The 25,416-nt window shown below is 38.5% G+C and carries 15 protein-coding genes; 5 read left to right on the forward strand and 10 right to left on the reverse strand.

From position 1 onward, the window contains the following. Window positions 1–177 precede the first annotated feature (177 nt). From HZR84_09230 to HZR84_09250, 5 genes are all read right to left on the reverse strand, one after another. Entirely contained in the window at window positions 178–4,173 is a 3,996-nt protein-coding gene (locus HZR84_09230; protein QNL22110.1) for a hypothetical protein, read from the reverse strand. A 156-nt stretch (window positions 4,174–4,329) separates the two neighbouring features. Then, window positions 4,330–7,026, reverse strand: a complete 2,697-nt coding sequence (locus HZR84_09235) for a tail fiber domain-containing protein (GenBank protein ID QNL22111.1) — start codon at window positions 7,024–7,026, stop codon at window positions 4,330–4,332. A gap of 115 nt (window positions 7,027–7,141) precedes the next feature. Beyond that, complete coding sequence (locus HZR84_09240; GenBank protein QNL22112.1) at window positions 7,142–9,298, reverse strand: tail fiber domain-containing protein; 2,157 nt, start codon at window positions 9,296–9,298, stop codon at window positions 7,142–7,144. A gap of 102 nt (window positions 9,299–9,400) precedes the next feature. Next, window positions 9,401–11,455, reverse strand: a complete 2,055-nt coding sequence (locus HZR84_09245) for a tail fiber domain-containing protein (protein QNL22113.1) — start codon at window positions 11,453–11,455, stop codon at window positions 9,401–9,403. A gap of 59 nt (window positions 11,456–11,514) precedes the next feature. After that, on the reverse strand, window positions 11,515–13,176 hold the full coding sequence (locus HZR84_09250; protein ID QNL22114.1) for a tail fiber domain-containing protein: 1,662 nt from the start codon (window positions 13,174–13,176) through the stop codon (window positions 11,515–11,517). A gap of 222 nt (window positions 13,177–13,398) precedes the next feature. On the opposite strand from HZR84_09250, the gene HZR84_09255 reads away from it, so the two are divergent. Further along, window positions 13,399–15,669: a T9SS type A sorting domain-containing protein gene (locus HZR84_09255; protein QNL22115.1), complete on the forward strand. Its 2,271-nt coding sequence runs from the start codon at window positions 13,399–13,401 to the stop codon at window positions 15,667–15,669. Here HZR84_09255 and HZR84_09260 read toward each other — a convergent pair. The 5 genes from HZR84_09260 to HZR84_09280 are packed head-to-tail and all read right to left on the reverse strand — an operon-like array spanning window position 15,666 to window position 19,291. Further along, window positions 15,666–16,445, reverse strand: coding sequence for an amidohydrolase (locus HZR84_09260; protein QNL22116.1), 780 nt, complete (start codon window positions 16,443–16,445; stop codon window positions 15,666–15,668). The two genes, HZR84_09255 and HZR84_09260, sit on opposite strands and share 4 nt — an antisense overlap. Continuing rightward, window positions 16,433–17,575, reverse strand: a complete 1,143-nt coding sequence (locus tag HZR84_09265; GenBank protein ID QNL22117.1) for an aminotransferase class I/II-fold pyridoxal phosphate-dependent enzyme — start codon at window positions 17,573–17,575, stop codon at window positions 16,433–16,435. Before HZR84_09265 ends, HZR84_09260 begins: the two co-directional genes overlap by 13 nt. Further along, window positions 17,575–18,126, reverse strand: a complete 552-nt coding sequence (locus HZR84_09270) for a peptide deformylase (GenBank protein ID QNL22118.1) — start codon at window positions 18,124–18,126, stop codon at window positions 17,575–17,577. Before HZR84_09270 ends, HZR84_09265 begins: the two co-directional genes overlap by 1 nt. Further along, window positions 18,123–18,539, reverse strand: a complete 417-nt coding sequence (gene ruvX, locus HZR84_09275) for a Holliday junction resolvase RuvX (protein ID QNL22119.1) — start codon at window positions 18,537–18,539, stop codon at window positions 18,123–18,125. Before ruvX ends, HZR84_09270 begins: the two co-directional genes overlap by 4 nt. Next, complete coding sequence (locus HZR84_09280; protein QNL22120.1) at window positions 18,539–19,291, reverse strand: hemerythrin domain-containing protein; 753 nt, start codon at window positions 19,289–19,291, stop codon at window positions 18,539–18,541. The genes ruvX and HZR84_09280 overlap by 1 nt, the downstream gene beginning before the upstream one ends. A 143-nt stretch (window positions 19,292–19,434) precedes the next feature. Here HZR84_09280 and HZR84_09285 point away from each other — a divergent pair, with 143 nt between their 5' ends. The 4 genes from HZR84_09285 to HZR84_09300 all read left to right on the forward strand — a co-directional run bounded on the left by HZR84_09285 (window position 19,435) and on the right by HZR84_09300 (window position 25,328). Beyond that, entirely contained in the window at window positions 19,435–21,045 is a 1,611-nt protein-coding gene (locus HZR84_09285; GenBank protein QNL22121.1) for a S41 family peptidase, read from the forward strand. 5 nt (window positions 21,046–21,050) lie between these two features. Further along, window positions 21,051–22,340, forward strand: a complete 1,290-nt coding sequence (rmuC, locus tag HZR84_09290; GenBank protein QNL23231.1) for a DNA recombination protein RmuC — start codon at window positions 21,051–21,053, stop codon at window positions 22,338–22,340. Then, a complete protein-coding gene (locus HZR84_09295; protein ID QNL22122.1) occupies window positions 22,340–22,723 on the forward strand; it encodes a co-chaperone GroES in 384 nt (127 codons plus the stop codon). Before rmuC ends, HZR84_09295 begins: the two co-directional genes overlap by 1 nt. Before the next feature lie 145 nt (window positions 22,724–22,868). After that, a complete protein-coding gene (locus tag HZR84_09300; protein ID QNL22123.1) occupies window positions 22,869–25,328 on the forward strand; it encodes a T9SS type A sorting domain-containing protein in 2,460 nt (819 codons plus the stop codon). The last annotated feature ends 88 nt before the right edge of the window (window positions 25,329–25,416 follow it).

The following is a 25,416-nucleotide window of genomic DNA, read 5'->3' on the forward strand; positions in this document are numbered from 1 at the left end:
GTTTTGGAACCTCTTAGTGATTATGCTCTTAAATCCAGAGCGTTGCATTCATAGAAACTATGTATTTTCCTTTTAAAATCAGACAATTGGGTATGGCTTCTTTTATTCCTTATTATTTATTTTGCAGCGATCATACTCGATATAAATTTCATAAAGATTTCCGCTTTTTGAATAAATTTAAATAGGAGTAACCACCCACTTTGCTGTTGTGAAAGGACCGGTTGGATAAGATATTGTTGCAATTCCACCTACTACTGTAAATACATAATCTATATTTTGACCACAAGCATCATTTAGTGTTAGCGTATTCGTACCACTACCTGAAACATTATTTCCTCCATTACCAGCCTCTGACATTATTTCTACAAGGCCAACAGGACTAATGTATAAAACAGCTGCAAAAGTTGGACTGGCACATGCCGTGTAAAATACGACGTTGGCCATAGCACCAGAACTTATAGGAATTTCATTATCAACAGGGGGTGAAGTTGAAGCAGTAGTTATAAAGTAAGTGCCGTTTATCTGTGACTTTCCAGTTGATCTTAAAGTTCCATTTACCTCTAATTTATTAGTTGGAGTCGCCGTGCCGATTCCGACATTTCCATTTCTTTGTAATCTAAAAGCGTTGGTTAATGTAGAGTTGGCGTCAAATTGAACTACAGCAGCATTATTAGAGGTAATGTTCCCGTTTGTCACTCTAAGAGCAATTTGCGCTGGGCTAACAATATCAATATCAAGTTTAGCAGTTGGAGCAGAATTTCCAATACCTACATTTGCATTGTTTCCTAAAACCACAGAATTACTCTGTGCTACAATGGCATTGGCTCCAATGGCTGTGGCATTGGTTAATGCTCCTGAAGAAACATCAGCCGAAAAACCAATAGCTGTATTATCAGTTCCCGTTGTATTAGTTCTGAGGGCGCTATTTCCGAATCCGGTATTATTATCCCCTGTGGTAACTTGAACGGCAAAGGAGCCAACACCTGTATTATTTGATCCGGAGGCATTGCTTCTTAATACATCATTTCCTATTGCTGTATTATAATTCCCCGATAGATGCCCAACTAAAGCCTCCCATCCCATTGCAATATTATAAGAGCCAGTGGTATTGTTGGTAAGTGTACCTCTGCCTATTGAAGTATTTCGACCTCCGGTGGTATTTGCTTGTAATGCTCCTTGACCTACGGCAGTGTTTTCAAAACCGATACTATTGTTATCCAATGCGCCATGCCCGACTGCGACATTACTATATCCAGTTGTGTTTAATCTTAGCGCATAAAAGCCCAGAGCGGTACTACTTGTTCCGGTAGTATTAGAAGAAAGGGCTGATTGACCAATAGCGGTATTGGCAAGTCCAGCGGCCAAATTTGCTGCCAATGCTTGATTTCCAAAAGCAGTATTTGAAATATCATTGCCAGAGCCTCTTCCAACAGTCACGCTATTTATTAATGCGTCCCCACCGACAACTTCAAGCTTCTCTGTAGGCGTTGAAGTACCAATACCTACATTGCCATCGCCTACAATTCTCATTAACTCGTTACTTGTGGTTGTATTTACAGAAGCGTAAAATATATGACTCGCAAAAGTTCCGTTAACCTGATATCTCAAAGCGGCCCCATTCACACCAAAACCGAAGTATTGATGATCATTATTGGCGCCTTCAAATAAGACAATCTTTCTATTGGCGAGTGCAGTAGCAAATTGCAGTGGAGCATTAGGCGAAGAGGTTCCAATACCGACATTGGCATTATTACCAAGAACCAATGAATTACTTGCTCCGACAATAGCATTTGCTCCGATTGCTGTAGCATTAGTCAATGAAGGTGAGGCCACATCTGCATTGGCGCCAATTGCTGTATTGTCTGTTCCAGTTGTGTTGGTTATTAATGACTGGTATCCTAAAGCGGAATTAGAACTTCCTGAAGTATTACCAACCATGGAATTACGTCCAAATGCTGAATTTAAATTTCCACCAATGTTATTTCCTAAGGCGTAATTTCCCGTGGCAGTATTCCATGCTCCGTTTAAATTGACCTGCAGGGCATATGCTCCAATTCCTGAATTACCAAACCCAATAGTATTGGAATACAAAGCAGCAATACCTATGGCTATATTTTCAGATCCAGTCGTATTAGAGCGTAAGGCCCAATAACCAAATCCCGTTGAATTAGTACTTGTATTAACCTCTCCTGCTTGATAACCAAAAAAGGTGGGTCCTGCGGGGTCGATTCGACCCGAATTCAGGTTGTTAACTCTGATGTTCAATGGAACATTATCTGTAGTCCCTATGAAATTGGTCCCATCTACTGTTCCGGTATTTCCAAGTAAATCCCAAGAAGATCCACCACTTGCAGGCTGCCAGCTTGCCGCTCCACTTGCATCGGCAGCAGTAAGCACATAACCAGCCTGTGCATTATTAACAATGATGACAGAATCAAATTTTGCTGCGTCACCAATCACTTCCAATTTGTTGGACGGGGTGGATGTTCCGATACCTACATTGGCATTATTTCCAAGTACTAATGAATTACTGGCGCCCACAATGGCATTTGCACCAATGGCTGTTGCGTTGGTTAAAGCCGGTGTGGCAACATTTGCATTGGCACCAATTGCAGTATTGTCAGATCCTGTGGTGTTTGTATTGAGTGCTTGAAATCCTAAACTTGAGTTGTTATTACCTGAAAGATTATTCTGAAGTGCCCAGGTACCGCTGGCTGAATTATTTATTCCTATTGTATTTGAAATTAATGCCTGATAGCCAAATGCTGAATTGTCATTACCTGAGGTGTTTTGATAGAGTGCTGTAGTACCATTGGCCGTATTTCTGGATCCATCTATATTAACCTGCAATGCTTGATATCCAGTAGCTGTGTTTTCAACTCCAACAGTATTGAAATTAAGTGATTGATATCCTATTCCAGTGTTGGAACTTCCGTTTGTATTAAATTGAAGCGCATCTCTTCCCAAAGCGGTATTTCTAATTCCAATAGTATTTGTCTGAAGTGCAGATACGCCGTATGCTGTGTTGTCAATTCCGGTAGTTAAATTGCTCAAAGCATTTAGTCCAAAGGAGGTACTAATGCCATCTAATTTACCACTAGGAAGGTTATTAAAGCGGAAACTAAGTGGCACATTATCCGTTGTCCCGATGAAATTTGTTCCATCAACGGTTCCGCCATTACCAGTTAAATTCCACGAAGAACCAGCTCCTGCAGGCTGCCAGCTGGCTGCACCACTTGCATCGGCAGCAGTAAGCACATAACCAGCCTGTGCATTATTAACAATGATGACAGAATCAAATTTTGCTGCGTCACCAATGACTTCGAGTTTGTTAGCAGGTGTGGATGTTCCTATGCCTACATTGGCATTATTTCCAAGTACCAGAGAATTAGACTGGCTCACAATTGCATTCGCACCAATTGCCGTTGCATTATTGAGACCAGGTGCACCAACATCAGCAAGAGCTCCAATGGCAGTATTTCCTGAACCTGTCTGATTCGTTAGAAGAGCGAATCCACCAATTGCCGTATTCGTACTACCAGTCGTGGTTGCCGTGAGGGCTTGAGTACCAACAGCGACATTGTCCGTTCCATCAGTAATTTGCCAACCAGCTTCGTAGCCTATGGCCGTATTAGCCGCTCCAAGGTTTGTAACATCCAGAGTTCTAATTCCGAGACCTGTGCTTCGATTGTCATTATTGAAACCCCTTCCAATTTCAATTCCGTTAACAACTATTTCCTGACTGACCTCAAATTGAGCACTTGGAGCGTTGGTTCCAATCCCAACACGTTCATTGGCTTCATCCAAATAAAGAACCGGATTGGCAGCACTTGATTGAAAGTCGATATTTCCACTGGTCATATTTATCAATTGTCCACCATCGTATGCGCTTTGTAGGGAGATAATTCCACCGGCAGGCTGCCATGCCGATCCATCCCATGAAAATATTTGATCTAATACGGAATCGTATACCATTAAACCTTCATCTGTGGCTAAAGGCGTAAATCCGGCGGTTTCTACATTTGGCAAAAGCAGACCCAAATCCAAGCCACCGTTTTCAAGATGTAATATTGCATTTGGGCTGGGTGTGGTTGTTCCGATTCCGACATTGTTCTGAGCATTAACAGCACATACGGAGGCCGTTAATAACAATAATACATACAGTTTTCTCATATAGGAAGGCTATCAGGATGGTCAATAAAATGACTAATAAATAATTCAGTCGGGTATAAATATAGACATACCGTATTAAAAAATTAGATATAACTAAGTTTTATACGCTATAAAGAATAAAGAAAACCGAATTTTTAAAGATTTAATAGAAGGACATTATTCAGATTCCAAAAATTCTATGCGTTTTTGGAGTTCTTCATTTTTACTATTCAATTCCTGAAGGGCTTTTACAAGCACCGGAACAAGTTCGGTATAATTTATACCCCAGGGTTCAAATCCCAATTCAGCAGATTCTTCTGCATTTCCCGATCCTCTGAAATCACCATCATCCCCTTTTTGCACAATTTCAGGAATAATTCTATAAACATCCTGTGCAATTAGGCCGATGCTCTTATTTTTATTTTCTGTAGTATTATAATTATATTCCTTCACGGAAAGCCTTAATATTTCATCTAATCCATAGGAGGTTTCGTTTATATTTTCTTTTAATCTCCTGTCCGAAGATGATGTCCAGGAAGTAGCACCAGGTAATAAGTATACGCCAGTTAGATTACCTAATCCATTATTAGTTACATATAAGGCATTATTCGAATTACCCCATCTAAACATGTCGGCCTGTAAAGTATTTCCTGATACCCATTTCATACCCTCAGCTGAGGTGCCATCAACTGCATATGTTCCACCTGCGACATGAATATCTCCCCAAATTGAAGGGCTGGTTGTACCTATTCCAATTCGATTATTGTCGGTCATGAACATTGTTGTGACAGAACTATTATTTCTTATATGGAAACCTCCTGAACCATAATTCATGTACATAATATTATCAGACCATCTGGGCCAAAAATAGTTTTCATAAGTACCGCCGGAATTTCTTGCGACGAATGTACCTGTATTTTCTACTGCAAAAACCTGACCCGTTGCCCCTAAAGTGAGATCATAACCCGGAACTGTAGTTTGAATTCCAACATTTCCCGAAAAATAATTATAGTCTTCACCAGTGGAATAAACTCCATATTCAAGACCGGATGTACTACTGCTGTTTGAGGCGTAAAAGGCATAGGCATTGCCAGATCCTGAACCTCTCATGTAAGACCATACTCCGATACCTAAACTAGCGCCATCGTAAACATTTTCTGCATTAATGGTGTATCGTTCCGGAGTTCCGGCAGGAGTTAAAACATGTAACTTATTCGTTGCAACCGGTGAAGATGTTCCAATTCCCACCTGGCCTTCAACAAGTAAACCCTCAGCCGGAGCTATACTTGTACCTGAATAATTGCTCCCTATGGCAGCTCCTCCTTCTACATCCAGTCGGTTTATTGCAGCCGTTGTTCCTATACCAAAATTACCTGTAGGAGAAACTACAAATCGATATGCAAAAGCAGTTTGATCATAAAGTCCGAAATAGCCAGCACCTGTTGATGCTCCTGAGCCTGTTGAACCAATAATATCATAAACATGGTTACCAATTGATGAATTCTGGAATCGAATTGCTGAGCCTACTATACCGTTTGAATTTAATATAACAGAATTCGAATTCCAATCAGCGTCTTCTATATGCAACACCCCAAGAGGGATGCTTGTACCAATTCCAACTCTGACATTTGGATCACCTAGAATTAAACTATTGCTTACACCCGCTCTAGCTCCTGCGCCAATCATAGTGGCATTCGTTAAGTTATTAAAATCTACATCTGCCGTATTACCAATAGCAGTATTGTTACTTCCTGTAATATTGCTAGCAAGTGCATTAAAGCCCATTGCCACATTTCCCCCACCAGTTGTATTGGCAAAAGCAGATTGCATACCAACAGCAGTATTGTTTCCTCCGATTGTGTTTAGGTCAAGCGCATATAAACCAATTCCCGTATTACCACTACCAGATGTGTTACTTATCAAGGCTGCTTGTCCCATCGCTGTGTTTAGTGCGCCATCAATATTTGAAGCCAAGGCTGATTGCCCTACAGAAGTGTTTTGAGATCCTGTAGTATTATTTATTAATGAGCTACTGCCTAAGGCCACATTTAAACCACCAAGCGTGTTTTGCTGCATTGCTCTAAATCCAACTGCTGTATTATTACTATTTGTATTCGCTAACATTGCTTCATATCCAATGGCGACATTTGCAGAAGATGAAGGTGCAGTGAATAAAGCATTTAATCCTATAGCAACATTGGTCGAACCATCAATATTGTTAAACAATGCTCCCAATCCAATAGCAGTATTTTGCCCTCCCGTAGAATTGGCAATCATTGCACCATCGCCAATTGCTGTATTTTGGCTACCACTAACATTATTTGACAAAGCTGATCCACCAATCCCAACATTAAATCCACCAGAAACATTAGAGAACCCTGCTGAAGCACCAACAAAAACATTATTTTTAAGCGTTAAGTCATCATTCGCACCAGCTCCCTGGCCAATAAAAATTGATCCTCCGGTATTTAAGAACTCTAATTGACCTTGTTGTGTCAATCTGATTTTCTCTATGTTATTTGTTCTCAATGTTAAATCCTGAGCATCTGTGGTTCCTATAAAATTAGTGCCTGAACTTGTACCTGCGTTACCGTTTAAGGTCCACCCCGGAACTACTGGGTCCCAACTACTTCCATTCCAGAAAAAAATTGAGTTTCGGGTATGATCATAAATTAACATTCCTTCTTCTGCAGCTAATGGTGTAAGGGTTGTGAAATCCACATTGGGCAATAATAAGCCCAAAGGAGAACCGGAATTATCAAGATGAAGGATTGTTCTTGGACTTGGACTAGTTGTTCCTATGCCAACATTGTTTTGAGCCTGCGCATGTGCCAAAAACGTTATACTCAAACAAACCAAGAAGATATTTCTCATAGTAAAATTATTCAGGGCAAAATAGTAACATTATTAAAATTAACTAATCAATGCATAAAACGAAAAAATAATACTTGGGAACAAATAGTATTTTCTTAACCGTTTTGATCACAAATTACTGATTTTCTAATTCCTCAATTCGTCTTTGAAGTTCAATGTTTTTTGTGTTCAATTCTTTAATTGCATTGATTAACAGATAATCAATGGAAGATGGATCAAAACTCAAAATGCTCTGACCTTGATTTTCTATGGTTTCAATTCCGTTGATATCTTCACTTACAATTTGCCCTTTTTGAATGGTCTTAACCGAATAGGGAAGAATGTTTTGGACATCCTGGGCAATAACGCCTATGTACTGCTCATTTTGATCAAGCCCTGATTCAGCATTGTAGTGATATGTAACAGGATTTATTTGTAAAACCTTAGTAAGACCATCAACGAAAGGTTGAATATTCTGCTTCATACGTTCATCTGAAATAGCCGCCCATGAGCCTCCTCCTGGTTTATAGGCCTGACTTGCAACTTCAAGGTCATCCTGGATATAAAGATCTTCATCCCCATTGACTATATTATAGGTAGGAGTGCCATCGGCAATTGTATTAATTGTTGCACTCATAATACCTCCTCCACAATTTATTACTCCATTTGAAGTACTTGCATAAAAATCACCATCTAAGCCTATTGCTGAGATATTTCCTCCCACAACCAGTCTTTCTGTTGGACTTATAGACCCGACGCCTAAATTTCCATCACTAGTGAGAATCATTCTTGCAAATGTATTACTTGAATTAACCGTGCTGACATCAAAGGTATTATTCATGCTGAAAATCAAATCTCCAATTCCAAAACCCTGACTTCTTCTAAAAAATATCCCGGCTTTATCCGTTCCGTCGGGGTTATACGTGCTAAAAACAATACCGGTCGAAATACTACCGGTTCCAAAAGCTGCATTTTTAAGTCGCATCCATGCTCCGGCAGAACCATCGGTTGTTGGGATATTTTCCCATAATTCAAATTTTGACTGCGGAGTACTGGTGCCAATACCTACATACCCGTTTGCTGTAATTCGCATGTGCTCAACAGTTGCACTTGAACCATTAGCTGCGGTTCTAAAAGACAATTCAGAACTGAAATTTCCTACAGATTGAGACAATGCGGCAATTGTTGACACAGAACCAACACCAGTAATATCCGCAGAATGGAAGGCAAGACCTCCTGTATTGAAACCGCCATCATTATAGGCATTATTCCCAATATTATGTATTCTAACAATGGGAAAAACCTGTCCTGATGTTGAGACATCTAATTTATATTGTGGATCAGTGCTACCAATTCCAACGTTAAGTGAGCTATGATCCATAGTCATTAAAATTCCTGAAGCAGTTAAAGGTCCGGAACCTCTATGGAATAGTAATTTTCCAGGTCCCTCGCCATTTGCCGATCCTGTAGAGATCATATGAAACCAATTACCACCTGCCGAATTATTCATTGAAAGCCAGGTGCCAACGGTTGAAGAACTTTGAATTTGAAGATTTAATTGCTGATTGTCGAGAATTGTCAAGGTTGCATCAGGAACAGAGGTGCCAATACCTACATGTCCGTCATCTCTTACCGATAGAGTGGGATTTAAACTCGAATTTGACATTAAAAGACCAAATGAGGCAGAAGAGTTGCCTGATGAATTGATTTCCAGTCTAGCCTGAGGATTTGTTTCAGCAATTCCCACATCGCCGTTGTTGGTAACTACAAATCGATGAGAACCTCTTAAAAACGTCATAAAACCGGGATTTCCCCCTGTATTGCCCAAATAACCAAATGTCCAGTTGGCAGGATTTACACCTGCATTATTAAAGTCCATCAGGGTATTGGAGCCGGAAGAATTGAGGCCTGCGATGCTTCCTGCTATATTTTCAACCACGGTGAGTTTATAAGCAGGTGTATTGATGCCTATTCCAACATTTCCCGTATTTAAATTAAAAATATCCGTTCCGTTTACGCCCCATTCGGAAGTGGCGCTAACCCAGGCCGAGCCATTCCAAATATAAATTTTATCATCCACTGTATTGTAGACCATCATTCCGGAATCGGCAAGGCCTAAAGTAAAGGTGGAAATGTCCTGACGTGGTAAAAGCAATCCAAGCGGACTTCCATTATTGTCCAATTCTAACAAAGCATTGGGATTGGGAGTGGTTGTACCAATACCGGTATTATTTTGGGCATCGACCAAAAAGGCCATGTGCGCAATTACTAACAGCAGATAAATCTTTTTCATCTTGGTAAAATTAAGCCCCCGTTATCAGGAATTAAAAGAGATATAAAGATACAGAGCCGGATTATATTTTTATAGAAAAGTATCTTTATTGAATTGCAATATTTATTTTGAATCAATGGCTTCAATAAGTTCTCTTAGCTCTTCATTTTCAGCTTTGAGTTCCTGAATGGCTTTCACAAGCACAGGTATGAGTTCGGTATAATTTATTCCCCAGGGATTAAAACCTAGCTCAGACGATAATTTGGCATTTCCTTCCCCTCTGAATTCTCCATCATCACCTTTATTTACAATTTCAGGAATAATTTGATATACATCCTGAGCAAGAAATCCTATTTGCTTTTTGCTATTTTCACTAGTGATGAAATTATACTCTTTTGGAGAAAGTTGTAAGATTTCATTCAAACCATAAGTGCTTTCAACAATATTTTCCTTTAATCGCTTATCTGAGGTTGATGTCCAAAAGGTGGCGCCAGATCCTAGAAATACACCTGTTAAATTCGAATTTCCGGCATTGGTAACATAAAGATTGTTGTCAACCGCACCAAACCTGTGCATATGAGCCAGCAATGTATTTCCTGTCACCCATTTAATACCAAATGCGCCTGTGCTGCCATCAACAGCTACATCACCACTGGCAACATGTAATTTACTTTGAGTAGAAGGTGCAGTAGTTCCGATACCAACTCTGTTTCCGGCGGATTCAACGTAAAAAGTTGAAGCATCAATGGCTAAATCTCCACTATTGTCATTTTGTAAAAAAAGTGTGGCATTGGTATTTGTAATTATTTCATTCCCATCAATTCTCACACCATTGGCAATTTCTAATACCCCTGATCCCGCTGCACCCGAGGCATCCGTGGTAGCTGTTAATTCTAGTCTGCCGGAAATTAAGCCCGTCCCTTCAACATGCAGATTTCTTGTTGGAGCAGTTGTAGCAATTCCTACAAAGCCTGAACCTCTTGAAATCGATAGCGCATCGATGCTTGTAGCACCATTATAGGTTTGTAATTTTAATAAATTGCTTGAGCCATCATAAGTCAAGCCTCCTCCAAAGGCAGAAACACCGGGATCTGAATTTGCTTCCAAAAGTTGAATTGTACCACTATTTGCAGCATTTGAAAATGCTGTTGAAGTACTACTCGTCAATCGTATTGTCGGATCGGAGGGATCGTATAAATGTAATTTTTCTAAGGGATTAGAATGATTAATTCCAATATTCAGACTAGCATGATCCATAGCCATAAATAAACCCGAAGCTGTGCCGCCATTCGCACCTCGTTGAAGCAATAACTTGCCCACTCCTTCACCATTTGCTGAACCGGTGTTAATTACATGAAACCACTCTCCCCCGACTGAGCTATTGTTCATAGAAAGCCAGGTGCCAACGGTCGAAGAACTTTGAATTTGAAGATTTAGTTGCTGATTATCTATAACGGTCAAAGTTGCATCAGGAACAGAGGTGCCAATACCCACATGTCCGTCATCTCTTACCGATAGGGTGGGATTTAAACTCGAATTTGACATTAGGAGCCCAAATGAGGCAGAAGAGTTGCCAGATGAATTGATTTCCAGTCTAGCCTGAGGATCGGTTTCTGCAATTCCCACATCGCCATTATTAGTGATTACAAATCGGTGAGAACCTCTCAAAAATGTCATAAAACCGGGATTTCCCCCTGTATTGCCCAAATATCCAAATGTCCAGTTGGCAGGATTTACACCTGCATTATTAAAGTCCATCAGGGTATTGGAGCCGGAAGAATTGAGGCCTGCGATGCTTCCTGCTATATTTTCAACCACGGTGAGTTTATAAGCAGGTGTATTGATGCCTATTCCAACATTTCCCGTATTTAAATTAAAAATATCCGTTCCGTTTACGCCCCATTCGGAAGTGGCGCTAACCCAGGCCGAGCCATTCCAAATATAAATTTTATCATCCACTGTATTGTAGACCATCATTCCGGAATCGGCAAGGCCTAAAGTAAAGGTGGAAATGTCCTGACGTGGTAAAAGCAAACCCAGTGGACTTCCGTTATTGTCCAATTCTAATATGGCATTGGGATTGGGTGTGGTCGTACCTATACCGGTATTATTTTGGGCAAGTGCTGAAATACTAAATAGTAATAGCGTTGAAATTAGGGTAGTATTAAAAATTTTCATGATGGTATTGTAGAACAGATTATTAAATTTAATGATTTAATAATTTGATTCACTGTATTTTATTTATTTTCTAAAGCTTCTATTCTCTCCTTTAATTGCTCATTTTCTGATTTCAATTCCTGCATACCTTTGATCATTACCGGGATTAATTCCATATGGTTCATCAAGAGGTCTTTATTTTGACCTGATGTTTCCTCAACTACTTCAGGAAGTACCGCCTGCACTTCCTGGGCAATCAGACCCAATTGTTGACCATGTTCGGGAAATTCATTCCATTGAAAACTTACAGGATTGAGCCTCATTATTTCATTAAGGCCATATTGAAGACTGCTAATATTATTTTTATATTTTCTGTCAGAAGTACCCAATATACCGGTTGTATAATAAACGCGATTCCATCGAAATGAGGCGCTTCCTAAATCCAAACCCGCATTGGCATAAGGCCCAAAATGTGAGGTGCTTAAAACCGCGAGAGAACCTCCGACATTATGCCTGAATAGTAACATTCCGGAAGTTACCTGTTGTCCGATGACAAAAAGACCACCGGTCCCGGAAGAGATGGTATAGGTATTTGTGCCACTTAAGGCCGTTCCACTTTCCAAAACAATGGAAGAACTTGCGGAAGAAAACAAAGCAAGGCTTGAATTAAAACTTTCAATTTTCTGAGATGAACTCGCACCACTGCTGATGAATAAATCATATGAAGGATCGGGAACGGCTCCAATACCAACGTTGCCTGAAAGCTCCGATTGTCCTGCGACCACAAGTGGATATAAAGGGCTGTTTGAGCCAATTCCTACATTTCCCTGAACAACTAATCCATTTGCTGGTGCAGTTACTGTACCCGCATATCCGCTTCCTATAGCAGCACCGCCTTCGACATCAAGTCTGTTGACCGGAGTTGATAATCCTATACCCACAGCATTTCCACTGCTTATAAATAATTTTGGGTTTGATAAATTGCTTCCCTGTGAAATAATAAAATCGGCGTTGGCTGCATCATCCACACCAATGGTCCAGGGAATGCCGTTATTGTCTGCTTCGAAAGTTAACTCCAGATCATTGCCATCGCTTCGAAACATGGTAATATTTCCTTCATTGACGTTCAAAAGATCAGAACTTACACCACTGCCCAAAGTGACACTTCCGGCATTGCTAATGGTCATCCTGGGTGAAAAATTGGTTATAAACTGAATAAATTGAGGGGATGATATTTGCAGATAGTCGCCGGATCCCGGAGTGCCTATTCCACCCGTTTTGAAAAATCCACCCACACCGTTATCCCTGCCAAATTCCAATTCGGAATAAGCGGATGAATTACTTTCGGTACTTCTTAGCCTGACGGCAAAGGAGCCTGTCGCTTCAACCTGAAGTTTTGTTTGTGGATTTGTGGTGCCTATTCCCACATTTCCCGAGTTCAGATTAAAAATATCTGTTCCATTGACCGCCCATTCGGAAGTGGAACTGACCCATGCAGTACCATCCCACATATACACTTTATTATCGACCGTATTAAATACCATCATGCCAAAATCGGCCGGCCCCAAAGTAAATGTGGAAATATCTTGTCGTGGCAATAGCAATCCAAGTGGACTTCCATTATTGTCCAGCTCCAATAAGGCATTGGGATTTGGTGTAATAGTTCCAATTCCTGTATTGTTTTGTGCGTTGAGACTGTTCAGAATTAAAAATAATGCTGATAGTAGTAAAATTTTATGCATTTCCTTTAAATCAAATTCTTTAAAAAGTTCAAAATTATCACCAATAGTTAATACGGCAAAATGATAAAATGTAAGTCAAAAAACCATATATAATTCTTACGATCTTTAGAAGTATAGGTTTGACTTCATTACTTATACTCAAATTTTTAAAAATGCCGATTAATTAACGGCAATTAATTTTGAGTTTTTTGAACTAGTTTTATCCGTAGAAGTTTTATTAACATGAAGAATTTAATACTTGTATTTTTTTACCTATTCAGCGTTTTAAATGCAATTGCTCAATTTCAGGGCTATAAATTTAAATTTTCTAATGATCCCTTAGTAATCGAGAACAGCGATACACTGGATTTTCCATGGGCAGGTGGATTAAACGCACCCCAATTTAATACACTGGACATCAATGCTGATGGCATGGAGGATCTCGCCCTTTACGATCAGAGTTCAGGAAGGATGGTGGTATTTTTGGCAAAGGGACAAGGCTATGAATTTAATCTTGAGTATTCCGAGACCTTCCCTTATGGTTTTAATGGGATTTACGGATGGGTATTTTTAAGAGACGCCAACTGTGACGGAAGAAAGGACCTCTACACCAAAACACCGGCAGGAGCACAGATTTACCGAAATTTAAATGGCCCGGTTAATTATCCGATTTGGGCTACATTTGATCCTATTATTCAATACGATACCAGTATAAATATACCCATAAGCGAAGCTGATATACCGGCTTTTGAAGATGTGGATAATGACGGAGATATTGATCTGGTGACATTTGAATTCAGCAGTGGTGGAACCATAGATTATTTTCGGAATTTATCGCAGGAATGGGTAGGAAATTGTGGAATTTCTGAATTTGAACGTGTAACAAGATGCTGGGGTAGAATTTACGAATGCCAAACCTGTGGCAAATACGATATCAATCTTGCTGCGAATTGTTATATCAATGGCAATCCCGCCAATTTGTATTGTCAGCCAAGAATGGCAAGGCATGCGGGTTCTACCATGCTGGCTATTGATATGGACGGTGATTCGGATAAGGACTTATTACTTGGTGATATCGGATGTAGCGAGGTGACTTATCTTGAAAATGTAGGCTCAAATACTTTCGCACAATTTGATTCAGCGGAATTAGGCTATCCTTTTAATACAACTCCGATTAATTTCTTTGTTTTTCCTGCTATGTTTTATGAAGATGTTGACCAGGATGGTATTAAGGATTTGCTGGTAACACCAAATACCACGGATAACCCTGCAGGAGCCATTGATCTGGCAAATTCAGTTCATTTTTATAAGAATATTGGAAGCACAGCGACACCCAGTTTTACATATATTCAGGATAACTTTCTTCAGGATAATATGATTGATGTTGGGAATTATTCAAGTCCCGCATTGGTGGATTACGATGCAGATGGAGATTTGGACCTCTTTATTGGAAATAGGGGTAGATCAATTAACGGGATACAAAAAGGACGTCTTTATTATTATGAAAACACGGGTGATCCGAATGTTCCTGAATTTACACTCATCGATGATGATTTTCTGGGATTGTTTAACAGAAATGTTGAAAATATAAGACCATTTTTCCACGATTTAACTGGCAATGGCGTTTTGGACATCGGTCTTTTGTTGGGAGAAAATGGCGGTTTAGATTATGAATTGTACATGGCAGCAAATACATCTGTGGCAGGCAGCCCAATGAGTTTTAGCACCGATAGTATTCGAATTTATTCTGACAGTCTTCCTCGTTTATTTCCCGGGGATTTTCCAAAGTTTTACGATTATGATAACGATGGAAACGATGATCTATTTATAGGCATCAGCAATTTTTCATACATGAAATATTATCAAAATACAGGAACCATTCAGAATCCGTCATTTTCTGAACAAAATTCAGATGTAGGCTTTATTGGTAGTCCTCTGGGTAATACTCAGCCGAGTTTTGAATTTCTGGATTTTGACGGCAATGGAGATATTGATATGCTTTATGGCGATATACGCGGAAGGCTAAGAGTTTATCCGAATTTTATCAACGAAATCAGTTCCGGAGACACTATCGATTTCAGATCAAATGTGATTGTTAATGATACTTTAAGTCCGGGAACGCCAATTGATCAAAAACTGAATGAATTTTTAAAATTAACAACGGGCGATTTAAATAATGATGGGAAAGTGGATATAGTGCTTGGTACAAAAACCGGCGGTTTGCATTATTTTATTAATGAGTCCACCCCTATTAACGGACTTGGTTCTCTTTATGCAAAAAGAAAATCGCTTAAAGTATTTCCGGTTCCATCTTCAGATATTGTCAATATAAGTTCTGAAATATCAGGAGAATTAGAGGTCTTCGATCTGATGGGCAGATCTTATTTAAAAAGTCGAGTAGAGTCCAATGAAGATTATAAAATTGATCTATCTGTTTATAAATCAGGTATTTATTTTCTAAAATTAAAAGGAGATAAAGGAGAAATATATTCAGGAAAAATGATAAAGAATTAAAGGATTTTAAATTGATCCTGATCCTCTAACAGAGGAAACTTTTTCCGGTAGGCAATTAATTTATCTTGGGATAATTCAATATTAAATATGCCATCTTCATTATTCAATTCCAGAAGCGCGCTCCCCAAAAAGTCATAAGCAGCAGAATTACCGGAATAATTAAGCCCTTGACCGTCCTTGCCAATTCTATTGAGACCTATTGAATAGGAAGCATTTTCCAAAGCCCTTGCTTTGAGCAAAGCATTCCAGGCAGATATTCTGGTTTCAGGCCAGTTGGCAACATAAATTAAAAGGTCATAGGGATTGGATTTTAGATTTCGGCTCCAGACCGGAAACCTTAGATCATAACAAATCAGCGGCAAAATTTTCCAGCCCTTCAATTCTGTCATCAATTTTTCATTGCCTGGACTATAATAGTCACTTTCGGAGGCAAAGGTGAAAAGATGTCTTTTGTCATATTGCGCAAAAGTGCCATCGGGACGCATCCAGATCAAGCGATTGTAATTATGCCCATTCTCTTTTATAATCAGGCTTCCTGTTATTACGCATTTCTTTTGAGCAGCCATTTTTTGCATCCATTTGAAGCTGTGCAAATTCATGGGTTCGGCTAGTTTTTTAGTATCCATGGAAAAGCCGGTACTGAACATCTCGGGCAATACTATCAGGTCTGTCTCTATGTCTATTTGCCATATTTTTTCTTCCAAATGCGCTAAATTGGCTATAGGATCTTCCCAGTGAAGATGAGTTTGAATGAGTGAAATATTTAAATTCTGCATAAAATATTTGCGGCTTTGACCAGGGTTTCATCGCTTTTCGCAAAACAGAATCTAAGCATTTTAGGATCGTAACCGTCCGAATAGAAAACTGAAATTGGAATGGAGGCTATCTTATATTCTTTGGTTAGGTATTCGGCATAGGTTTTATCATCGCGTTCATCCATGTGGCCATAGGAGAGCAATTGAAAATAGGTTCCTTTTGAAGCTGAAAACTCAAATTTTGAGTCTTTGATCAATTCTAAAAATTTATTTCTCCTCCTTTGGTAAAAACGCGGTAAGTCGAGGTATTCGTTTTTGAATTGCAAAAAATCGGCAAATGCCAATTGGCTGGGCGTATGAGTTGAGAAACAAACAAATTGATGGATCTTTCTAAAGGACTTACTCAATGCTTCCGGTGCCACACAATAACCCACTTTCCAGCCGGTATTGTGATAGGTTTTTCCAAATGAAGAAATAATAAATGATCGCTCTTTTAAACTCTCAATCAACATGGCCGATTGATGTACTTCGTCATCAAATATTATATGTTCGTAAACCTCATCGGAAATCACCCATAGATTATGGGCCTCGGCTATTTCAGCAAGACGCTGCAAGTCCATATCGGACCAAATACTTCCTGTTGGATTATGAGGGGTATTAAATATAACCGCCTTGGTCTTATTTGAAATCTTTTCCTCAACCTTGTTCCAGTCTATTTTAAACTCAGGCGCTTCGAGCCTTACCGGTATACAAATGCCTCCATTTAAATCAATGACTGGTTTGTAGCTGTCATAGGCGGGTTCAAAAATTATTATTTCATCTCCTGGTTCAGTAACTGCAGAAATGGCAACAAATAATGCTTCAGTAGCACCCGAAGTAACTGTAACTTCTGATTCCGGATTGTAATACACACCGTAAAGCGATTCGGTTTTTTCGGAAATTCTCTCTCTCAGTTTAATATGTCCCGGCATTGCTGCGTATTGATTGGCTCCGTTCAACATGTGTTTGTGAACAAGATTGATCAGGCGTTCGGAGGTTTGAAAATCCGGAAAACCCTGGGAAAGATTGATGGCATCATTGTCCTGTGCCATTTTCGACATTATTGCGAAAATGGTTGTTCCTACATCCGGTAATTTGTTTGGATAATTCATTATCGGGCCGGGAAGCGCATTTTATAATCAACCTCAACTTTCCCTTTTGAGATATTATTTAATTTTCCTTTCAGGATTCTTTTTTTGAAACCACTTAAATGATCTGTAAAAAGTATGCCCTCAATATGATCGTATTCATGTTGTATGATTCTGGCTTTTAATCCCTCGTATTCTTCTTCATGAAAATTCCAGTCTTCATCGTAATATTTGATTTTGAGCCTTTCCGGGCGATCCACATTTTCCCGAATATTGGGAATACTCAAACAGCCCTCCTCAAATGTCCAGTCATCGCCAAATTCATCTTCGATCTCAGGATTGATAAAAGCCTGTTTAAAACCCATTAATTCATCTTCTTCCATGGGCTCACCATCGATCACGAAAATTCTGAGGTTTTTGCCAATTTGAGGCCCTGCCAATCCAACACCTTTGGCCTGATACATCGTTTCATACATATCGGCCACCAACTCTTTTACATCGAGTTCATCTTTATTTATATCTCTTGCTCTTTTCTTTAGTACCGGGTCTCCGTATGCTACAATCGGATAGATCATAATGTATTTTTTTCGAGATATGATTGTAAAATTATAACAGCTGAGGTTTTATCAATATTTTCTTTCTTTTTTCGATAAGCTTTGCTCGTTCCACCGGCTATCATTGCATCCAATGCCATTTTGGAGGTGTATCTCTCATCTTCAAGGTGCAATGGCATAGCCGGAAATGTTTTTTTTAAGGTATTTACAAAGCCCCGAACATGCTGGGTATTATTTGTTTCGTTGCCGTCCAAATTTACAGGCATACCAATTACAAAGGCTTCAACATCCTCTTTTGTTAAATAGTTTTTAATATAGTCGATAATGTCTTTTGAATGGATGGTTTCTAAGGGAGTACATATAATTTTTAGTGGATCCGTTGTGGCAATTCCCACTCTTTTGGTTCCATAATCGAAGGCCAGAATCCTTCCCATCAGTTGAGAAAACTCGTACTTAATATTTTTTTCTGTACCTCCTTTTGAAGCGCTATGGCTTTGGGAAAAAGGATTTCATTTTCTATACAGGCATGTCTTGACAATTCCTCTTCAAATTCCTGCAATTCAGCAAAAATGACACGCAAATTCAATTCCGAATTTTCGGGCAATTGGTAATTGGAAGTCAGGTTTCGAATGCCTTCCATTTCATCATCATCGTCATGATGCAAAGCTGCCATTTCGTGAATTGGCTTTTGATTTGTCAACATGAACATTTTTCCCGGATTTTTTCCCCTTTTTGCGATGGCATACATTTCCAGTACGGTTCTGAAAAGCTGATCTTCCTCTTCGTGGATGTGATGAATAAAATCATCGACGAATATTGGAAAAATGAACTTGAGATCTTTGATGATATCTGAACAATTGAACTCAAGTGGATCCAGATTTTCAATCAAGTCCTGAATGTATGGCAAGCGACGCCAGAGAAAACGCTGATGCATGCTTTGTAAATAGGCGATTAAAAGATCTACAGGAATAGTTTTAAGATCTGATACAGAGGGTTGGTCTCTCAGCGAATACCAGTCGGCCATATCCGATAGCAATAAATTTGAATCGATATTGTGCAAAGAACAAACATCTTTAACGGTCAGATCGGAGTACCTGGAATAAAAAATTCCCCGATCATAAAGAAATGACCCCATTAAAGGCTCTTTTTCAAGAATTTCGTATAAAAAATGCTTGCTTTGAAACAATTTACTGCGAATTTGAATTCAAATTTATGAATCAATGATTTATTTCACAGGTTTGTGAATAAAAGATATCCACAGATTTTAAAATTTTGTAAGGAAAATTGCAGATTTTTGAATTTTAAAGAGGTCATTTTTATCAGTATCAGATGCTAAGAAATCTCAAAGTACTCATCATTGTTATCGGTTTTCTCGTTTTGGGATTCGCCATAGGGGCATATATCCCCAACAATGAATCTGCAAAAGGCTTAAATACAGGTTTTTCAAAATTCAGGGAAGTTTTGACCTACATCGAAAAAGACTATGTAGATACCGTTGACCTTGACGAACTCACGGACTTTGCCATTCAAAAAATGCTTGAAAAACTTGACCCGCATTCCATATACATTCCACCTAAGGAAGTGGAAATGGCTCAATCTCAATTGAGGGGAAATTTTGAAGGAATAGGTATAGAGTTCAATATTTTACGCGATACCCTTTATGTGGTTACACCGCTTAGTGGCGGGCCTTCTGAAAAGGTCGGAATCAGGGCCGGCGATAAAATAATAAAAGTAGACGGTGAAGATTTTGCGGGGATCGGATTGAAGAATTCGGATGTTTATGAAGCATTGAGGGGAGATAAAGGCACAAAAGTTCAGCTTTCTGTTTTAAGGCCACGAAAAAAGAAATTATTGGAGTTTACAGTTGTGAGAGATAAAATTCCGACCTTCTCGGTGGATGTTGCCTACATGCTCGATGATAAAATTGGCTATATCAAACTCAATCGCTTTTCTGCCACATCTTACGATGAATTCAAAGAAGGCCTCGATAAATTAAAAAATGAGGGCATGAAAAACCTGATCCTGGATTTAAGAGATAATCCCGGTGGATATCTGGATAAAGCAGTTAAAATAACGGATGAGTTTCTTAAAGGTGAAAAACTGATTGTTTATACCAAATCTAAAAATGGACGCTATGACGACCAACTTAAATCTAATCGCAAAGGCGATTTTGAAAAAGGAGCACTGATAGTTTTAATAAACGAAGGCAGCGCCTCTGCCTCAGAAATTGTTTCGGGAGCTCTGCAAGATCATGACCGCGCCTTAATTGTTGGAAGAAGATCTTTTGGCAAAGGATTGGTCCAGCAACCGATCCCGCTTAGTAATAAGGGTGAACTGAGGCTAACCGTTTCTAGGTATTATATTCCAAGTGGAAGAAGCATTCAGAAAACCTATGAGAATGGTGTAAAAGATTATCACGAAGATTTTCGCCGCCGTGTAGAACATGGTGAGTTGTTTCACGAAGACAGTATAAAATTTGCGGACAGCCTGGTTTACAAAACAAGTTCGGGAAGAAAAGTTTACGGAGGTGGGGGTATTATGCCGGATGTATTTGTTCCGAGAGATACCAGCAATTGGACAGATTTGCTTGGAGATCTTTATTCGACAAATGTTATTCGCGAGTTTTCGTACGATTGGGTTGAAGAAAAAAGAAGCGAACTCGAAGCCATGGGTCTGGAAAAGTATATTTCTGAATTTAAAATAGATGATGCCATTCTGGGCGAATTAATGATAACCGCAAGTAAAGCGGGAATTGAATTCGATCCCAATGATATTCTGGATTCTAAAGAATCACTACAGATTCAATTAAAGGCGCTAATTGCCAGGAATATTTGGGGCTCTGACGGATTCTTCCCAATTTACCAACAGGAAGATGAAATATTGCAGGCGGCGCTCGACAATATGGACGTAGCAGTCGGTTTTGCCAGAACAAAAAAATAATGGGACTGGAATTGATTTACCTTGTCACCGGTGTTTTGCTAGGTGTAGCCATAGGCTGGTTTATGGCCAAAAATAAAGGCGGTTCAGGCGATTTAAATACTTATAAAGCCCAATCGGAAGAACGTCAGATTCAAATTACCGAACTCAAGACCAAGCTGGAAAAAGAAGAATCGGAAAATGAGCTTTTGCAAAAAGACCTAGCAACCGTAGAGGCCAACTTCAGAAACTTAGAAGAAAAACTTCGCTCACAGAAAGACGAACTGGAAGAATTGCAAAAGAAATTTAGCATAGAATTTCAAAATCTGGCCAATAAAATATTTGAAGAAAAGAGTCAGAAATTTACTGAGCAGAATAAAAGTAATCTTGGTGAAATACTAAACCCTCTAAAAGAGAGAATCGAAAAATTCGAGGAAAAAGTAGAAAAAACCGGAAAGGAAAGTCAATTATCAAATACAGCTTTAAAGGAACAAATTCTCCAGCTTAAAGAACTCAATAAACAAATGAGCAAGGAAGCTGAAAGTTTAACCAAAGCCTTAAAAGGCGACAGCAAGGCTCAGGGGAATTGGGGCGAAATGCAATTGGAAGCCATTCTTGAAAAAGTAGGACTGGAAAAAGATGTGCATTACGAAAAAGAGAAAAATCTAAAATCAGAAGATGGTTCTAACCAAAGACTTGATTACATCATCAAGTTGCCGGATGATAAATATCTAATTCTTGATTCCAAGGTTTCACTAACCGCCTATTCCAATTATTTCGAATCCGAGGATGAAATTGAAAAAGAGAAACACCTAAAAAACCACTTGAACAGCATTTATGCGCATATTAAGCTTTTGAGTGAAAAGCAATACCAGAACCTTTACGATATCAATCAACCCGATTATGTCATGATGTTTGTGGCCAATGAACCCGCGCTGACAATGGCATTGCGCGAGGATCATGATCTCTATGAGAAAGCACTTGAGAAAAATATTGTTCTGGTTTCTACCACTACATTGATGGCCACATTAAGAACAATATCCTATATCTGGAAACAGGATCTTCAGAATAAAAATGCTATGGAGATTGCCAGACAGGCTGGAAACATGTACGATAAATTCGTAGGTTTTGTTGAAGACCTCAAAACGGTAGGTACGAATATGGATCGAGCTAAAAACTCCTACGAAGAAGCCATGAAAAAGCTCTACGATGGCAAGGGCAATCTTGTGAAACGTGCAGAAGACCTCAAAAACCTCGGTGCAAAAGCCACCAAGCAATTGGATGCCAGAATTGTAGACAGAATAAGCGAAGAATCCTAATGGAGCTCACACCTGATAATAAACTAAAGAAACTAATCGTAGTTGGCGATCGCGTATTGATCAAACCAAAGCAGATTTCCGATAAAACCAAAAGTGGATTATACCTACCCCCGGGAGTACAGGAAAAAGAAAAAATACAATCCGGATATATTATTAAGGTTGGACCTGGTTTTCCAATACCAAATCCCGGCGATGATTCAGATGAGTCATGGAAAGGAATGGAGGAAAAAGTGAAGTATTTACCATTACAAGCAAAAGAAGGCGATTTGGCTATTTTTCTTCAGAAGAATGCCTTTGAAGTACAGTATGAAGGAGAGAAATACTTTATCGTTCCTCAACATTCCATTCTTCTTTTGGAAAGAGATGATGATCTTTTTGATTGATTGCATTTCGCATTAACTGATTAGAAGAACCATAAACGCAATCTTGATTTATATGAAATTGTAGTAGAATAAGATTTAACAAATACAATCAGTTGACAAGGTTGTGTTAATATTGATACCATTAAAATAGTTATATTTGATTATAATGTCCAGATTGTTCTTTATACTCATTTTACTGTTTTATGGGCTTTCTTCATTCAGTCAGAATCATAACACTTATTTTCTTAGTAGCCCATATCAGAATGCTTTTTTACCCAAATTAGTATCGCTTGACGAAAATCAAAACATAGATGTATTATGGGAGGCACAAGGAGACTCAATATATGACCAGGAGCTAATACTTGTACATGCCGACAATTTATATGGAATTTGTAAACGTGGGGGGCGGTATAATTATGGGGGTATATTCCAACTTGACCTTCAATCCAAATCATTTAAGATCCTGTATAATTTCAAAGAAGATGAATTGATAAAACCTGTTTCCATGAGCTATGATTCGGGCTCAATTTGGATAGCCTCATGGGGACCTTCATTTAATGGGAATATCTTTAAGTTCGACCAGTTAGACGATACTCTTATCCAAGTCTTTAGTTTTGATGATTCCTTTGGGTTTTTTACGAATGGAAATCTTCCTGTGGGGAAGTTACAGTTCAAGGATAATAAGGTCTTTGGCTTAACCATGTTTGGTGGTGGATTGGAAGTTGACCATATAAATCAAATGAGTTTTCCGTTTAGAGGAACTATTTTCAGCATAGATAAAACCACATATAATTTTCAAAAATTAATAACTTTCAATCCGGGGAATCCTTGGGGAAATTACCCCAGTGGGTCTTTGACTAAAGATAAGGAAGCGTATATTTTTCAAATGTACAGGGGTGGAATTTTAAGATATAATTCCAATTCAAACTCACTGAGTAAGATCAAAGAGTTTCAAAATAACCTTCCAGACGAAGAGCGGCTTATTGGTGATATTCATTTGCTAAAGAATAGATATTGGGGAATTTACATAAATGAACAATGGGGTCAGAATAATGATTTTGGTAGTATTTATTCTGTAAATGATCAGGGAGAAGATTTCCGAATTCACCATTCATTTGAATCTGAATTAATAAAAGATAATGAGTATTATATTAACCACTATGTCGTAAGCGGAGAAATAGAAAGACATAATTATACTATTTATTCTGATGGAAATGATTTATTTGGAGTTATTAAAAATTTTAAAAACAGTGGAAAAAATGTGCTTTTTAAATTTGATCCAGAGCTAGAGACTTATACATTACTCAATGAATTCAATTCAAATATTAGTACTCAAATTGAATTTTGGAATGATAAGTTAATATTAAAATCAACTGGAACTAAAGGAGGAATTATTCAAGTAGACCCAGTTACAGGAGACTACTCATACATTTATAGATTCTCAACTATCTCAATCAGTAGGAAAACCAAGCTTCTAGAATCTAATGAGCATTTGTACTTTGTTTCACTTCACACGGATGATAATTCGCCAGGGGTAATAAACAGAATCAACAAGTTTTCGGGTGAAAAGGAAGGAATATATTCATTCCGCAATATTGAATCGGTTGAAACTTCTAAAATTCATCTATTTGAAAATAGCCTTTTTGGATTCGTCAACATTATTGAACAGGGATTATCGAAGTTCGCCTTATTTGAGTATGATTTTCTTTCTGAGAATTTTGAGATTATACATGTTTTCAATGATGATTTATATGACTCAGATATGCGATTTTCTAAAGAATCTTTGAGCTTTTATAAAGACAAATTAATCTATGCTTATGAAGAAAAAGATAATAACGGTCGTTTGGACTATTATCCAATTATCAGAGAATTAGATTTGATTAGGGGCGAAGACTATGAATTAAAGAATTTACAGGGGATGGAACAAAACCCCTGGATTATCCAATCTCTAATAAGAGATGATGAATATATTTATGGAATAGGAGGAATTAGCGGTATAATTTTTAGCGTTCATATTAATTCAGGAAAAACCGGACTGATCAATTTCTTTGGTTATAATGGAGATAACGGTTTGTATGCTATGGATACAGTTGTTTGGGCAGTACATCGTGGAAGACTTTTGGCTTATAATTCAAGTATGGATAGCATATTGTATAATCCAAATCAGTGGAAGGATTCTGTTTGTCATCCGGAATTCAATGCATTTACCATGAGCAGGAATGATGATAAACTACTAATAAGCAGCTATTATGAACACAACACCATTTATGAATTTGATACTGATAGCAAGACCTGTACGGATATAATTACGCTCGATCCCCTGCTATACGGAAGAGTAAACTCTAATTTTATTTTCTCTGGAAATCCCTTCAATGAAAATCAAAGCGATGAAATAATCAGAATCTTTCCAAATCCTGCAACCGCAACCTTGTTTTTTTACAAAAGAATAAACGTCAAAATCGAAGAAATCCAGGTTTATCAATTAACCGGACAATTAACGCAAAAAATATCTCTACAAAATAGTCTGGATCAAACTATTGATATATCGGGTCTACGTCCGGGGATGTACATTCTACGCTTTACTGGTCCATCTTTTTATGAAGCACATAAGTTTGTGAAACAATAGTTAGTTTGATTAGTGTACCTCAACATTCCATTTTGTTATTAGAGCGGGAGGAAGATCTTTTTGAGTAATTACGAATGATGAATTATCA

Origin of the sequence: Hyphobacterium sp. CCMP332, assembly GCA_014323545.1 — a bacterium.
Taxonomy (GTDB): domain Bacteria; phylum Bacteroidota; class Bacteroidia; order Cytophagales; family CCMP332; genus CCMP332.

Coding starts and splice junctions, on each gene's coding strand:
- HZR84_09230 (QNL22110.1), bottom strand. CDS start 4,173: ATGAGAAAACTGTATGTATTATTGTTATTAACGGCCTCCGTATGTGCT.
- HZR84_09235 (QNL22111.1), bottom strand. CDS start 7,026: ATGAGAAATATCTTCTTGGTTTGTTTGAGTATAACGTTTTTGGCACAT.
- HZR84_09240 (QNL22112.1), bottom strand. CDS start 9,298: ATGAAAAAGATTTATCTGCTGTTAGTAATTGCGCACATGGCCTTTTTG.
- HZR84_09245 (QNL22113.1), bottom strand. CDS start 11,455: ATGAAAATTTTTAATACTACCCTAATTTCAACGCTATTACTATTTAGT.
- HZR84_09250 (QNL22114.1), bottom strand. CDS start 13,176: ATGCATAAAATTTTACTACTATCAGCATTATTTTTAATTCTGAACAGT.
- HZR84_09255 (QNL22115.1), top strand. CDS start 13,399: ATGAAGAATTTAATACTTGTATTTTTTTACCTATTCAGCGTTTTAAAT.
- HZR84_09260 (QNL22116.1), bottom strand. CDS start 16,445: ATGCAGAATTTAAATATTTCACTCATTCAAACTCATCTTCACTGGGAA.
- HZR84_09265 (QNL22117.1), bottom strand. CDS start 17,575: ATGAATTATCCAAACAAATTACCGGATGTAGGAACAACCATTTTCGCA.
- HZR84_09270 (QNL22118.1), bottom strand. CDS start 18,126: ATGATCTATCCGATTGTAGCATACGGAGACCCGGTACTAAAGAAAAGA.
- ruvX (QNL22119.1), bottom strand. CDS start 18,539: ATGGGAAGGATTCTGGCCTTCGATTATGGAACCAAAAGAGTGGGAATT.
- HZR84_09285 (QNL22121.1), top strand. CDS start 19,435: ATGCTAAGAAATCTCAAAGTACTCATCATTGTTATCGGTTTTCTCGTT.
- HZR84_09295 (QNL22122.1), top strand. CDS start 22,340: ATGGAGCTCACACCTGATAATAAACTAAAGAAACTAATCGTAGTTGGC.
- HZR84_09300 (QNL22123.1), top strand. CDS start 22,869: ATGTCCAGATTGTTCTTTATACTCATTTTACTGTTTTATGGGCTTTCT.